Source organism: Streptomyces sp. NPDC060000, assembly GCF_042737375.1.
Lineage (GTDB): Bacteria > Actinomycetota > Actinomycetes > Streptomycetales > Streptomycetaceae > Streptomyces.
Genome location: NZ_JBHWUU010000009.1, coordinates 57,006 through 72,089, shown reverse-complemented (window position 1 = coordinate 72,089; position 15,084 = coordinate 57,006). Strand labels below are relative to the sequence as shown.

Genomic DNA, 15,084 nt, shown 5'->3' with positions numbered 1-15,084 from the left:
GGTGTTCAGCCCTTCGACGGGTGCGGGGTCGAACCGTACGCCGTCAGGAACTTGTCGCGGAACGAACTCATCTTCCACACCGGGGCGTTGTGGGCCGGTCGCAGGCCGTCGGTCCAGTTCCAGGAGGCGATCTTGTCAAGGACCTTCGGGTCCTTGGCGACGACCGAGATCGGCACGTCCCGGCTGGCGTTGTTGCCGCTGACCCGGGAGATGGGCTGGTGGTCGCCGAGGAAGACCAGCACGGTGTCGTCGGTGCCGTAGCGCTCCAGCCACTGGGTGAGCGCGGTCACCGAGTACTGGATCGACTTGCCGTACTCCGTCTTGGACTTGGCGGAGTCGGCGATGACGTCGGACGCCTTCTGGCCGGCCGCCTCGATGCCCTTGAACACCGAGCCGTCGCCGAGCCGGTCCCAGTCGACCATCTTCGGGATCGGCGCCCAGGGCTGGTGGCTCGAGGTCAGGATGATCTCCGACATCAGCGGCTTGTCGCGGTCGGTGCGGCCGTGCTCCAGCCGCTGGAACGCCTCCAGGGCGTACTGGTCGGGCATGGTCGACCAGCTGAACTTCGGCCCCTGGTAACCCATCTGGAAGGCGTCGTAGACCTTGTCCAGACCGTAGAACTTCGCCTCCGGCCAGCCCTTCTGCACACCCGGCATGATGCCGACCGTGTCCCAGGCGCCGGACTTCTGGAACGCCTTGGTCAGGGACAGGTGGTCGCTGGCCATGACCGTGCGGTAGCGCTGCTGGGTGTCCACCCACAGGCCCGACAGGGTGGTCGAGTGACCGAGCCAGCTGCTGCCGCCGTACGTCGCCGAGGTCAGCCAGCCGCTCTTCGCGCTGAAGCCGGCCTTCGTCAGCGCCTGGGTGCTGCTGTCGAGGGTCCGGTCGACGCCCGGGGCCATGCCCGGGTCCTCGATGGCGCTGCGGCCGTAGCTCTCGATGAAGGTGAAGATGACGTCCTTGCCGCGCAGGTCCGGCACGAGCTGGTCGGCCGGGGTGGCCCCGAACGTGTCGCTGCGGGCCACCTTTCCGAACGCGGCCTCGTCCTTGAGGGTGTCCCGCACCCGCCTGGCCTCGGAGGCGACCGTGCCCGCGACCCGGTCGGAGGCGATGGGACCCCCGGCGATCTGGATACCGAGCACGGAGCAGGTGATCCACGCGGTGCCGGCGATCAGCGTGCCCCGGGTCGCCCGCCGGGTGTCCCGCGCCAGGAGGCCGCTCAGCCGGACCGTCGCCAGCGCCATGACGGCCATGATCAGTACGACGAGCAGAGCGAGCCCGATCGACGCGGCGAGGGCGACGGCCCCGCCCAACGAGTCCGCCACGTACGACTGCGCGTCGCTCAGCAGGGTCCAGTCCAGGACGAGGTTGAAGTCGCGGCCCAGGTACTCCACGAACTGCATGTCGAGCACGTTCAGTATGGTCAGCGCGCCGAGGGCCGTTCCGGCCAGCGCCGCCAGCGCCACCCGGGGCCTGCGCGGCAGCGCCAGCAGCACGGCCGCGCCGATGATCGCCTCAACCGGCAGCCGCAGGAAACGGCTCGCGTGGAGTGCGAAGAGACGATTCGGCAGCAACAAGGCCCCGAGCACGAGCACGAGCGAGACGACGGTCGCCGTCCACCACACCACCCGGGCGGCCCGGGGATGCCGACTCCGCCAGTCCCGCCAGTACGCGACCCGAGCCCGCAGCCCCCGGGGCACAGCCCCACCGGACCCGCCGCCACCGGACCCGCCGTCCTCGTGGGACCCGCTGTCCTCGCCGCCCGTACCGGTCTCGCCGGTTGCCCCGCCTCCGCCCGATGTCCCGCTTTCGCCGGTTGCCTTGCTTTCCCCGGTTGCCCTGCTCTCGTGGGCTGCACCAGTCGTGTCGGTCGTGGCGGTTGTGGCGGTGGCACCGGTCGTGGCGGTGGCTCCGGTCGCCTCGCCCGCGCCGGTCGCGCCGGTCGCGCCGGTCGCGCCGACAGTGCCGACCGCCCCCGCCTCGCTCGTCTCGCCTTCGGCGTCCGGGGTCTGGGCCGCCGGGTCGTCGCCCGAGGGGGTTTCTGCCGTCGCGGCCTCCGCCGCCGGGCTCTCCTCCGCGGGGGCTTCCGCCGTCGGGGCCTCAGCGGAGGGGCTTGCCTTCGCGGGGGCTTCCGTCGGCGGGTTCTCTTCCGCGGGGGCGTCTGCCGTCGGGGACTTCGCCGTCGAGGCGTCTGCCGTTGGGGCCTCGGCCGAGGGGCTTGCCTTCGCCGGGGCTTCCGTCGTCGAGGTTTCTGCCGTCGGAGGCTCCGTCGACGGGCTTCCCGTCGTGGGGGCTCCTGCCATCGAGGCCTCGGCCGGCGGGGTCTCGTCCGAGGGGCTCTCCGCCGTCGGGCTCCTAGTCGCCGGGGCCTTGGCCGTCGGGCTCTTCGTCGCCAGGACCTCGGCCGACGGACTCTCCTTCGCCTGGGTCTGTGCCGACGGGGTCTCCGGCTGCGTGGTCGTCACGGCGTCGTCCTCGGGGTCTTTCGGTGCAGGCGGCTGGGATGAGCGAGTGGAGACAGGCACCCGGGGGTCCTTCCGTACGAAGCCCGGCGGTTCGGCGGATCCGACATGGGTCGGATCCGCCACAGTTTCGTACGGCCTGTTCTCGGCTCGCGTTCAGCCCCCCTCGGCCAGCGCTCGGCAAACACCACGCAAACGCCACGCCAAGCAGCCCGACCGGGGCCCGACCAGGGCCGGAGCAGGGCGGGACCGGGGCCGGACCGGGGATGGCTACGCGCCGCCGACCGCCGTGAGCAGTGCCAAGGGGGCCGCCGCCGAACGGGACTCCCGTACACACGCGTGCGGGTACGGTACCGGTTCCGCGTGGGTGTCGCGGCCGTATCCCGCGAGGACCTCCGGGAGGCGGTGACCGGTCGCCGTCGCCGCGTCGACCAGCGCGTGGGCGACCGTACGGGCCTCGTCGTGCAGGCCGTAGCGGGCGAGGCCCAGCGTGATCAGCGCGTTGTCGTGCGGCCAGACCGAACCGCGGTGGTAGGAGAGCGGGTGGTACGCCGGCTGCCCGGACGCCAGCGTGCGCACGCCCCAGCCGGAGAAGAAGTCCGGCTCGAGCAGGCGCCGGCCGACGGCCTCCCCGTACTCCTTGTCCAGCAGGCCCGACCAGAGCAGATGCCCGGCGTCCGAGGCGAGCGCGTCGACCTGGCGGCCCTCGCCGTCCAGGGCGAGCGCCGGGAACGAACGGTCCCGCATCCAGAAGTCCCGCTGGAACCGGTCCCGCAGGTCGGAGGCCGCCTGTTCCAGCAGGGCCGCGTACTTCTCGTCCTCCCACACGGTGCGCGCCAGCCACGCCGTGCGGCGCAGCGCGTCGTACGCGTAGCCCTGGGCCCCCGCCGCCATCACCGCTCCGGTCGCGCGGGCGCCGTCCGCGGAGCAGATGGCGCCGGGGGAGTCCTTCCAGTTCTGGTTGGCCAGACCGCCCTGATCGGCCCGGTAGACCAGGTAGCCGCGGGAGGTGAGACCGCCGTGGTCCAGCATCCAGCCGACCGCCGCGCGGGCGTTCGGCTCCAGTCGGCGGGCCAGCGCCGCGTCACCGGTCTGCTCGGCATATGCGCCGAGGAGGACGAGGAACAGCGGGGTCGCGTCCACCGAGCCGTAGTAACGGCCGTACGGGACCTGCCCGAAGTGGGCGAGTTCGCCGTGCCGCACCTCGTGCACGATCTTGCCGGGCTGGGCCACCGACTCCGGGCCGGTCTCGGTGGCCTGGGCCGCGGCGAGCGCGAGGAGCGTGGCGGCGGCCGGACGGGGGTGATAGGGGAGGACGAAGAGGGAGGTGAGCAGGGCGTCGCGGCCCAGCAGGGTCAGGAACCAGGGGACGCCCGCCGCCGGGACGCGCAGCTCCTCGCCGTCCGGACCGGTCGCCTGGACCTGGAGCGATGCCAGGTCCGCGAGCCCGCGCGCACAAGCGGCGGCCAGCTCGGGCCAGCCGGTCGGGAAGGCCACCCCCTGCGCGAACGCGTCTTCCTGCGTCAGGAGTTGCCCGGTCACCGAGGCCGGCGAGCGGGGCACCCGCAGGGTCCGCTTCTCCCCGTGCGGCCGGGCCATCACCCGCAGGGTCAGCTCGGCGGAGCCGTGCGGCTCGAGTTCGAGCTTCCACACCAGACGGCGGGCGCCGGTGCCGGTCTCCTCGACGCCGTCCGGCACGGGCTCGGCCGTCACCGTCGTACAGGACTTCCACTCACCGCGCCGGTAGGTGAACTCCACGCCGTCGTCCAGGACCTGGCGGCGCCGGACGGCCCCGGCCTTCGCGTACGTCCGGTGGTCGGAGCGCAGTTCGAACTGGTCGGTGAAGTCGGCGTCGGCGGTGACCGCCAGGCGGACCGTCGTCGGCACCGGCCGGTTGCTGACGACCCGCAGTGACTCCACGAACGAGCTGTCGCCGACGGCCTGTTCACGGAAGAGCGTGCAAGAAGGCGGCTCGTTGCGGCCGCCGCGCGGGACGAGCACGCACCGTGTGGTGTCCCCGTCCGCGACCGGCGAGAGCACCTCCGGCACGGCGCCGTCGACCGTCAGCTGCCAGCGGCTGAGGTGCCGGGCGTCCCGGACGAACAAGCCCTCGGGGGATCCGGCGGCCGCCCCGGAGCCCCCTACGCCGCTGATGTCCCCGCGGTCGCCCACGGCGGCGAACGTCCCGCCGTACACGAGCAGATGATGCCGGTCCGTCATACCCGGTCCCCTCCCTTGAGAGCCGTGATACCCGTGCCGGCCGTGATGTCCGGGCCGGCCATGACACCCGTGCCTGACGTGGTGTCCGACGTCGTGCCTGACGTGGTGTCGTCGTGCAGCAGGTCGAGCGTGAGCGCGGCGGTCCAGCTGAAGCCGGTCGCGCCGCAGGCCTCGCCGGTGTACGGGTCGACGTACTCCGCGAAGTCCGAGCTGTCCGCGATGTCCAGGACGGCCCGGCGCAGCGCGTCCGCGTCGGCCTGGGCACCGTGCAGTCTGAGACCCCGCTCGAGCAGCCAGCTCGTGTTGAACCAGGCCGGGCCGCGCCAGTAGCGGTGCGGGTCGAAGGCCTCGCCGAGCAGGTCGTAGCTGGGCGCGAGGCGGGTGGCGGTGCCCAGGCCGAAGTGCGGGCCGCGCAGGGTCCGTACGAGAGCGGCGGCCACCTCGCGCGGGAGGCCGGGCAGGAGGAGGGGGACGAGACCGGAGACGCCGCGCTCGGGGATCAGGCCGCCGGCCGGCCGGGGGGGGGGGCCCCGGGTCCGGGTCCGGCTCCGGGTTCCCGCCGCGCAGGTCCCGGCAGAAGAACATGCCCTCCGCCGGATCCCACAGCCGCTCGACGAGCGCCGCCGTCAACCGCTCCGCGCGCGCGTGGCGGGCCGAGCCGGTCGCCCCCAGCTCGTACGCGATCCGCGCGAGCGCGTGCTCGGAGGCGATGAGCAGCGCGTTGAAGGAGGGATCCTCGACGGCGAACTCCGCACCCCCGACGCCATGACCACCCCCACCGCGCCCGTCCTGGTGCCCACCGCGCCCGTCCAGATGCTCACCGCGCCCGCCCAGGTGCCCGCCGTCGCGCACTCCGCCGCCACGCACCCCGCCGCCACGCACCCCGCCGTCCCGCACCCCGCCGTCCCGGTATCCGCCGTCCCGGTACTCCGTGGCCAGCCGTACGTACCGCCCGTAGTCCAAGTCTGTCGGACGGTCCTCGGGGGCCCCGTGGTCGAGGTCGGCGCGCCGGAAGGAGCGGGCCGGGGCCGGGGTGACCCGGGAGAGCGGCGCGTCCCAGCCGGGCGCGTTGTCCATGCCCTGCTCCCACGGATGGACGACCGACACCAGCCCGCCGCCGCCCAGGTCGCGCCGGTGCAGCAGATAGCGGTGCCAGGCGGCCAGCCGGGGATACATCCGGGTGAGAAAGCCGCGGGCGCGGGAGAGCCCCGGGTCGGCGCAGTGCACCAGCCAGGCCGCGAGCGCGTGCACCGGTGGCTGCACGATGCCGGAGGTCTGTACGGTGCGCGGGGCGCCCGCAGCGCGCCCCGCGGTCGAGGAACGCCAGAAGTCGGGGCTCGGGAAATACGCGTCGAGCGGCACGGAGGGGTTGAACACGATGTGCGGGATGCGCCCGTCGCCCCACTGGGCGTCCAGCAGCGTCTCCAGCTCCGTCTGCGCCCGGCGCGGTGAGACGTGCCGCAGGCCGATGGCGATGAACGCCGAGTCCCAGGACCACTGGTGCGGGTACAGACCGGGTGAGGGAACCGTCGACGTCCCGGTCCAGTTGCCCGCCAGTACGTTCACCGCCCTGCGGCGCAGGGACTCGGGATGCGGAGTCCCGGGCGCCGGAGCCCCGAGGCGCGGCGGACCCGGCGGGATACCCGGATCGTATGCAACGGCGTACTCCGCCGGGCGGGCGATGAGCTGGGCGGTGCGATCCACTCGGGGCTCCCCGAAGACGACAGGGCCGACTGGTTCGGCAGCGGCTACCGTAGGGTTACGTCTATTTAACACGCAAAACTCAATATGTAATGCAGGCTTGAGAAACACAAGGGGGTGCGCATGACGGGACGAGGACAGGGCAGTGCCGGCGATCTGCTCGAACTGGTGCGCAAGGGGCAGGCGACGACACGTGGAGCCCTCCAGCAGGCCACCGGCCTCTCCCGCGCCACCGTCGGCCAGCGTCTGGACCGCCTCTTCCGGGCCGGCTGGCTGCGCGAGGGCGCCGGCGGCCCGGTCGACTCCCCGTTGGGCGGCCGCCCCTCGATCACCCTCGAGTTCGACGACGCCCACGCGGTCGTCCTGGCGGCGGACCTGGACACACGGCACGCCCGGGCGGCCGTACTGACGCTGACCGGGGAGATCCTGGCCGAGCACGGCGGCACGCTGGTCATCGAGGACGGGCCGGACGCGGTGCTCGGCGAGCTGGGCGGCTGGTTCGCGGAGCTGCTGGAGAAGGCCGGCCACCGGCCGGACGAGGTGTGCGGCATCGGCCTCGCCGTCCCCGGCCCGGTCGACAGCGAGACCGGCCGGGTCGTCCAGCCGCCGATGATGCCCGGCTGGGACGGCTACGACATACGGGGGCGCCTCGCGAGAGCGTTCACGGAACGCACCGGGGCACCCGCCCTCCCCGTCCTCGTCGACAACGACGCGAACCTCATGGCGTATGGAGAACAGCGCACCGGACACGCCGACTGCTCGGCGTTCGTGCTGGTCAAGGTGTCGACGGGAATCGGCGCGGGGGTCGTGGTCGGCGGCTCGATCTTCCGCGGCATCGACGGCGGGGCCGGCGACATCGGCCACATCCGGGTGGGTGCGGAGGCGCTGTGCCGCTGCGGCTCCTACGGCTGCCTCGCGGCGGTCGCCAGCGGTGGCGCCGTCGCGCGCAGGCTCGCGGAGTCGGGCGTCCCGGCGTCCTCGGGCTCAGATGTGCGGGACCTGCTCGCCGCCGGACACCCGGAGGCCGCCGCGCTGGCCCGCGAGGCGGGGCGCCGGGTGGGGGACGTACTGGCGACGGTGGTCACGCTGCTCAACCCCGGGGTCCTGATGATCGCCGGGGATCTGGCCGGAACCGCCTTCCTGACGGGCGTCCGCGAGCTGCTCTACCAGCGCGCGCTGCCCCGCTCCACGGCCCATCTGGACGTGGTGACCTCGCGGCTGGGGGAGCGGGCGGGCCTGGTGGGAGCGGGTGCGCTGGTCGTGGAGTACCTGTACGCGCCGGAGCGGGCGGAGGAGCGGTTGCTGGCGCTCGGGGTGTGAGGGACGCTCGTGTGGCGGGACGTGTGGACGCTTGCCTCACGGGACGTCCGGACGGTCGTGTGACAGGACGTCCGGACAGCGTGTGGCGGGACGTCGGGACGTTCGTGTGACAGGACGTCCGCACGGCCGTGTGACGAGCGGGTTTCGGTCCCGTGCGGGTCGGCGGGCGCGTCCGCATCGTGAAATCGAGGCGCTCACGGAAGCGTATTTCCAGCGTGATTCTCGCCACCTCTGAGGGGGGAGTTGCTCAGATGAGCGGATCAAGGGCGAATGCACTTCTCCAAGGACTGGCACTCAGTGCCACCCGTTGATCGTTCATCGATCGAAATCAATCGTGCCACGCAACGCTCATCTGAGCGTAAAATGGGGCGCGAGAGGGATGGGTGCGTTCAAGAAGTGAAAACATGAACGGCCGTGCGCTTGCCAAGCCTTGACTTTCGATCCGCTGGCGGACGGCTGGTTACGGGCACATGACGCGCGAGTGGACGTACCCAGGAGCCTTTGATCTGGGTATGTTCCTGGCCGTCAGGGCAGCCACCGCGTCCTCGAGGAGTCGAGACCCGTGTCGGAAAACAAAGATCTCCCGGTAGCCGAGCAGGCCGCGACCGTTGAGGGCGTGAAGTTCGTCTACGACTTCACCGAGGGCAACAGGGACCTCAAGGACCTCCTCGGCGGCAAGGGTGCGAACCTCGCCGAGATGACCAACCTGGGCCTTCCCGTCCCTCCGGGCTTCACGATCACCACCGAGGCCTGCAAGGTCTACCTCGACAGCGGCGAGGAGCCGGCGGCACTGCGTGACGAGGTGAGTGCGCACCTCGACCTGCTGGAACAGGGCATGGGCAAGAAGCTCGGCCAGGCCGACGACCCGTTGCTGGTCTCGGTCCGTTCCGGCGCCAAGTTCTCGATGCCCGGAATGATGGACACGGTCCTCAACATCGGCCTCTCCGACAGGTCGGTCCAGGGTCTCGCCAAGCAGTCCGGCGACGACCGCTTCGCCTGGGACTCCTACCGGCGACTCATCCAGATGTTCGGCAAGACGGTCCTCGGCGTCGACGGTGAGCTCTTCGAGGACGCCCTGGAGGCCGCGAAGACGGCCAAGAAGGTCACGGTCGACACCGAGCTGGAGGCCGTGGACCTGAAGAAGCTGGTCACCCGCTTCAAGAAGATCGTCAAGACCGAGGCCGGCCGCGACTTCCCGCAGGACCCGCGCGAGCAGATGGACCTCGCCATCCACGCGGTCTTCGACTCCTGGAACACCGACCGCGCGAAGCTCTACCGCCGCCAGGAGCGCATCCCGGGCGACCTGGGCACGGCCGTCAACGTCTGTTCGATGGTCTTCGGCAACCTGGGCCCCGACTCCGGCACGGGTGTCGCCTTCACCCGCGACCCCGCCTCCGGCCACCAGGGCGTGTACGGCGACTACCTCCAGAACGCCCAGGGCGAGGACGTGGTGGCGGGCATCCGCAACACCGTCCCGCTCGCCGAGCTGGAGTCGATCGACAAGAAGTCGTACGACCAGCTGATGCAGATCATGCAGACGCTGGAGAACCACTACAAGGACCTCTGCGACATCGAGTTCACCATCGAGCGCGGTCAGCTGTGGATGCTCCAGACCCGGGTCGGCAAGCGCACGGCGGGTGCGGCCTTCCGCATCGCCACCCAGCTCGTCGACCAGGGCCTGATCGACGAGGCCGAGGCGCTCCAGCGGGTGACCGGCGCCCAGCTCGCCCAGCTGATGTTCCCGCGCTTCGACGAGGAGGCGAAGGTCCAGCAGGTCGGCCGGGGCATCGCGGCGTCGCCGGGTGCGGCGGTCGGCAAGGCGGTCTTCGACTCGTACACGGCCGTGAAGTGGTCCCGCTCCGGCGAGAAGGTCATCCTGGTCCGCCGCGAGACCAACCCCGACGACCTGGACGGCATGATCGCGGCCGAGGGCATCCTGACCTCCCGCGGTGGCAAGACCTCCCACGCGGCCGTGGTCGCCCGCGGCATGGGCAAGACCTGTGTCTGCGGCGCCGAGGAGCTCGAGGTCGACACCAAGCGCCGCCGGATGACGGTCCCGGGCGGACACGTCGTCGAGGAGGGCGACCTCATCTCCATCGACGGGTCGAGCGGCAAGGTGTACCTCGGTGAGGTGCCCGTCGTCCCCTCCCCGGTGGTGGAGTACTTCGAGGGCCGGATGCACGCGGGCGCCAACGACGCCGACGAGCTGGTCGAGGCCGTGCACCGGATCATGGCGTTCGCCGACCGCAAGCGCCGCCTGCGGGTGCGAGCCAACGCGGACAACGCCGAGGACGCGATGCGCGCCCGCCGCTTCGGCGCCCAGGGCATCGGTCTGTGCCGTACGGAGCACATGTTCCTCGGCGACCGCCGTGAGCTGGTCGAACGCCTGATCCTCGCGGACACGGAAACCGAGCGCGAGGAGTCGCTGAAGGCGCTCCTGCCCCTTCAGAAGCAGGACTTCGTGGAGCTGTTCTCCGCGATGGACGGCCTCCCGGTCACGGTCCGGCTCCTGGACCCGCCCCTGCACGAGTTCCTCCCCGACATCACCGAACTGTCGGTCCGGGTGGCGCTGGCGGAGTCCCGTCAGGAGCCCCACGAGAACGAACTCCGGCTCCTCCAGGCCGTCCACCGCCTGCACGAGCAGAACCCGATGCTGGGCCTGCGCGGCGTGCGCCTCGGCCTCGTCATCCCCGGCCTGTTCACCATGCAGGTACGGGCGATCGCCGAGGCCGCGGCCGAGCGCAAGGCGGCCAAGGGCGACCCGCGCCCGGAGATCATGATCCCGCTCGTCGGCACGGTCCAGGAGCTGGAGATCGTCCGCGAGGAGGCCGACCAGGTCATCGCGGAGGTGGAGGCGGCGACCGGCGTCCAGCTGAAGCTCTCGATCGGCACGATGATCGAGCTGCCGCGCGCCGCGCTGACCGCCGGTCAGATCGCCGAAGCGGCACAGTTCTTCTCCTTCGGCACGAACGACCTCACCCAGACGGTGTGGGGCTTCAGCCGCGACGACGTCGAGGCCTCGTTCTTCACGGCCTACCTGGAGAAGGGCATCTTCGGCGTCTCCCCGTTCGAGACGATCGACCGGGACGGCGTGGGTTCCCTGGTGAAGCTGGCGGTCGAGGCCGGCCGCGCCACCCGCCCCGACCTGAAGCTCGGCGTCTGCGGCGAGCACGGCGGCGACCCGGAGTCCGTCCACTTCTTCCACGAGGTGGGCCTGGACTACGTCTCCTGCTCGCCGTTCCGGATCCCGGTCGCGCGACTGGAGGCGGGCCGGGCGGCATCGCAGTCGACGGGAAGCGACCACCGCTGACGCCCCGATAACCCCGGAGCCGCTGCCGGTCCCCGACCCTCACCGATCGGCAACGACTCCGGCGCACCAAGGAGGACGGCACCCTGTGCGGGGGTGCCGTCCTCTTGTGGTTTCTGGCGGGTCGTGGCTGGAAGTCGATCACCTGATGTGATGGATGTGGGGTGATAGATCGTTTCTGTCAACTTACGTGGCGCTACAGTCCGTTACTCACGGCGACGATGACGTTGCTGATGGTCACGGAGGTATGCATGAAGAGGGCAGTGCTCGGCTTGGCTGCGGTTGGTCTGGCGCTCGGCGGGGCGGTGGCGGCGGTTGCTTCGCCGGCGGAGGGGGGTATCCCGCAGCTTGAATCTTCGGGCGTTGAATTCAGCGGCGGGCACTACAAACTCAACCGGCCCGGGGTCAATCACGGTGCCTTCGAGTGGCGGGGTCGGCTCACGGACACGCTCGTCGCTGACCGCCATAACGTTTACGTTGACGTCCAAGTGCAAGGGCACGACTGGGTGCGCTATTACGGCAAGCAGCGGAGCTCGGTTCTGCTGCGTCAGTCGAATTGGAACGGTGCCCAGCGCTACATCGGCGAAGCGAAGCTTCGAGTCTGTCGCGACCGAGGCAGCCTTCATCCGGACAACTGCGCACCGCTCCAAACCTTCTCGCACGACTGGGACCGTGGCTGACTGTCCGCCTTCTCGAGCCCAGGTGTACCCACCTGGGCTCGAGCTTCTGATAGGAGATCGAGATCAAGACGTCAGAAGTCCTTTTCGCCCGCGGGGTTGACCTCTTCTATGGTGAGACGCTGGCAGTCCGTAGTGCGGACTTCTCGCTGGGGCGCGGGCGGGTCGCGGCGATTACTGGGCAAAGCGGGTCCGGGAAGTCGTCACTGCTTTATTGTCTGGCCGGGGTGCTGCCGGTGTCCTCTGGCGACGTCCGTTTCGATGGATGTTCGCTCGGCGCTCTCAATGACGAGGAACTCAGCATGCTCCGCCGAGAGCGGTTTGGCTTCGTCTTTCAGTATGGCGAACTGCTACCCGAGCTGACGGTGGAGGAAAATGCTGCGCTACCACTCTGGTTGGCTGGACAGCGCAAGGCCGAAGCTCTTGCCGCAGCCGGTGAGATCCTGGGGCGGCTCGGCCTTGCGGATCTACGCAAGCGGCGTCCGTCGCAGGTGTCGGGAGGGCAGAGTCAGCGTGTCGCGGTCGCACGGGCGTTGGTGCACAGACCTGCTGTCGTCTTCGCCGATGAGCCCACCGGCTCACTCGACAGCAGCAATGCCTCGGCTGTCTTGGATGAGTTTCTAGGCCTGGCGCGGTCGCAGGGAACGGCTGTGGTGCTTGTGACTCACGACACGCAGGTGGCAGATAGGGCCGACGACCGCTACGCCATGTGTGATGGCGTGCTCACGGCTCAGGTGCGGGAAGCGTCATGAACGAACTTTTCCTAGGCCTCAAGTTGTTGCTGGGTAGCGGTCGGGGCAACCGCACTCGCTTCTTGCTCATGGTGTTGGGCGGCGCAATTGGGGTGTGCTGCTTGGCGATTGTGCTCGCGATCCCGAGCATCCTGGCCGCACAGGACGCCCGAAAGGCGGCTCGAGAGCCGGACTGCTCAAATGGACTGGGCAGATGCACCTCAACAGCGAGGGGAGCGGACGGCTTGGCGCTTACCCGAGTCGACCCCTACGGATCCGACCCCCTCACCCGGATCTTCTTGGCACAGGTTGGTGGGCCCATCGCCCCGCCACCTGGGCTGCGTAAATTTCCCGGTCCCGGCGAGGTGTTCGTTTCCCCCCGGATTCACGAGCTACTGCGAAGCGATCGTGGCCTTGCTCAGCTCATGCCGGGGAAAGAGATGGGCATCATTTCGGCCCACGGGCTGGCGCAACCCGATGAGCTGTATGCGTACGTCGGTGCCAGACCTGAAGAGCTGAAGGGGGGCGGCCACCTGTCGGGATTCGGCTGGAAAGAGGCGCGCTATCCCACCGTAGAGCCCTCCACGCTCGACATCCTGCGCTTCACCTTGTCGGGTGTCGTGCTGCTACCGCTAGCGGTGTTCCTCTCCGTGTGCGCCCGGCTGTCCGCGGCCTCCCGTATGAGGCGGTTGGCCGCGTTGCGTCTGCTCGGGCTGAGCAGAAAGGGCACGCAGCGCGTCAACGCGGCCGAGACCGTCGCTGCCGCGTTGTTGGGTGCCGTCCTCGGTCTGGGTGCCTACTGGGTCGTCAACCAACTGGTTTCACGGATTGGCTTGCCGGGGTTCAAGTGGTACCCGGCCGATGGTGCGCTGCCCGGGACCGCGCTTCTCGTCTGTCTGGTGGGTTGTCCAGCGCTTGCCTGGTTCGTGGGCCGGGTCGGAGCGAAGAAGGCTGCGGCCAACCCGCTGGCCGTGCGGCGCAGTGCTGTGGAGAAGCCGCCCCGCCTGTGGGGACTGCTCCCGCTGGTTCCTGGACTGGGCATTGTCGTTGGTTACTGCGTGGCAGGCGCGACGGGACATGTCCCCACCGACACATCGTTCTCCGCGATCCTGATGCCGCTCGCCGTCGTACTGGTGGGTGCCGGCCTGGTGCTGTCGCTGCCGATCCTTTCGCGCGCCCTGGCCCGGCAGGTGGCTCGCGCCACGGGTTCGCTCTCTCTGGGGCTGGCAATGCGCCGCAACGAGGTGGAACCGGGCGGGGCCCTCAGAGTGGCTACCGGACTGGTGCTGCTGGTCTACGCGGCGTCGCTCACGCAAGGCGTGCTAATCGAGCTGAATCAGGTATCCAAGAACACCTCGCCGGTACAGCTCTACACCATGGCGCTCGACAATGTTCCCGAGAACAAGGTGCAGGCCCTCACCAAGGTGCCGGGCATCCGCAGCCACGCCATTCAGGCGCGGTCATGGAACGACCCCGACAGCGAGAATCGGTCGAGCATCAGTGCCGTGATCGCCACCTGCGATCAGCTGCGCAGGATGGCCTCAGCCGTTGAGAACTGCGTCGACGGACGTCCCGCGCGGCTGTTGGTTCCAGATCAGACTTACGAGGAGAACAGCAAGCCAGGGCGTAGTTTCCCTTTCCAACTGCGGAACTCCGACGGGAAGCGCCGGGTCGTCACGGTGCAGGTGCCGAGCCAGACGATCAAGTATCGCGACGACGCGGCGGCGCAGCTGGTCGGCAGCGGCACTGTTCTGATCCCACCATCCTCACTTCCCGCCGGCTTCCGTCCTACGGGCAGGGCCACGCTCGCCCTCCTCAGCAGCTCTGCACCGCAGACCGTGCGTTCCGCACTCGAAGGCATCGCGGGGGTCGACCCCACGATCGAGGTCGAGACGAACGGCGTGGATGCCGCTTCGCTCCAGCAGATCACCGTCATCAAGACCTTGCTGGCCGTAGGCATGATCCTGGGCCTGATCATCGGCGTGGCGGCATACCTCGTCGCCGCCACCGATCGAGCCGTGGAACGCCGTCCCCAAGTGACTGCACTGGCGCTGCTCGGGGCCAGGCCCCGGACGCTCCGGACCGTACAGGTCGCTCAAGTCGTGTTGCCCCTGACCGTCGGGCTCGTGCTCGCGGTGGTTACCGGAAAGATGGCCGAGTCGAGTTACCTGGTAACCGGTGGCGGGGCTGTCTTCTGGGACGGCGCCGGGCTCCCGTTGCTGCTCGCCTCCGCGCTCGGCGTGGTGGTCGTCGCCGGGCTGGGGGCCCTGCCGTTGGTCGGGCGGCGGATTGATCCGGAATTGATTCGGCGGGACTGAGGGGGATGTCGGGCGGGAGGTGGGGCGGCATCCGGGGTATTCACCTGGTGGTCGACGAACGAGTCCCTGTCCAGATCGTCGTCGGGTCGGCCTACGACGATCTGCTGGGAAGGCTTCACGGTCCGGCTCCCGTTCCGGAGCGCATCGTGCGGCCCGAACGGGACGGCGACGTCATCACGCCGCCACCGCCGCCGAGCCGCGAGGCGATCTACTTCTACGAGGAGTTCGGCGGCGGCCTGGATTCCGGACCGCGCCGAGGCTGGACGCCGTACATGAGGCCGTCTACCGGGGCGGCCGCTGGTGGCCCGTGGAAGACGCGGTTGTTCCGACCGGGCGTCCTGTGGTTCT

General features: G+C 70.1%; 7 protein-coding genes and 1 pseudogene. 5 read left to right on the top strand and 3 right to left on the bottom strand.

Translation table 11 applies throughout. From position 1 onward, the window contains the following. Positions 1–5 precede the first annotated feature (5 nt). From ACFWBB_RS07590 to ACFWBB_RS07580, 3 genes and pseudogenes are all read right to left on the bottom strand, one after another. On the bottom strand, positions 6–1,700 hold the full coding sequence (locus ACFWBB_RS07590) for a CDP-alcohol phosphatidyltransferase (RefSeq protein ID WP_385268263.1): 1,695 nt from the start codon (positions 1,698–1,700) through the stop codon (positions 6–8). A 1,032-nt stretch (positions 1,701–2,732) separates the two neighbouring features. After that, positions 2,733–4,682, bottom strand: a complete 1,950-nt coding sequence (locus ACFWBB_RS07585) for a glycogen debranching N-terminal domain-containing protein (RefSeq protein WP_385268132.1) — start codon at positions 4,680–4,682, stop codon at positions 2,733–2,735. Continuing rightward, positions 4,679–6,386: pseudogene (locus ACFWBB_RS07580) on the bottom strand (hypothetical protein). The gene ACFWBB_RS07585 and the pseudogene ACFWBB_RS07580 overlap by 4 nt, the downstream one beginning before the upstream one ends. 120 nt (positions 6,387–6,506) lie before the next feature. Between ACFWBB_RS07580 and ACFWBB_RS07575 the strand changes: the two are divergent. The 5 genes from ACFWBB_RS07575 to ACFWBB_RS07555 all read left to right on the top strand — a co-directional run bounded on the left by ACFWBB_RS07575 (position 6,507) and on the right by ACFWBB_RS07555 (position 14,736). Next, entirely contained in the window at positions 6,507–7,703 is a 1,197-nt protein-coding gene (locus tag ACFWBB_RS07575) for an ROK family protein (RefSeq protein WP_385268130.1), read from the top strand. Between the two features lie 562 nt (positions 7,704–8,265). After that, positions 8,266–11,013, top strand: coding sequence for a pyruvate, phosphate dikinase (ppdK, locus tag ACFWBB_RS07570; RefSeq protein ID WP_385268128.1), 2,748 nt, complete (start codon positions 8,266–8,268; stop codon positions 11,011–11,013). 218 nt (positions 11,014–11,231) lie between these two features. Continuing rightward, entirely contained in the window at positions 11,232–11,690 is a 459-nt protein-coding gene (locus tag ACFWBB_RS07565; RefSeq protein ID WP_385268126.1) for a hypothetical protein, read from the top strand. A 119-nt stretch (positions 11,691–11,809) separates the two neighbouring features. Continuing rightward, positions 11,810–12,439 carry an ABC transporter ATP-binding protein gene (locus tag ACFWBB_RS07560; RefSeq protein WP_385268261.1) on the top strand — a complete coding sequence of 210 codons (630 nt, stop codon included), beginning with the start codon at positions 11,810–11,812 and terminating at the stop codon, positions 12,437–12,439. Next, entirely contained in the window at positions 12,436–14,736 is a 2,301-nt protein-coding gene (locus ACFWBB_RS07555) for an FtsX-like permease family protein (protein ID WP_385268124.1), read from the top strand. Before ACFWBB_RS07560 ends, ACFWBB_RS07555 begins: the two co-directional genes overlap by 4 nt. Positions 14,737–15,084 lie beyond the last annotated feature (348 nt).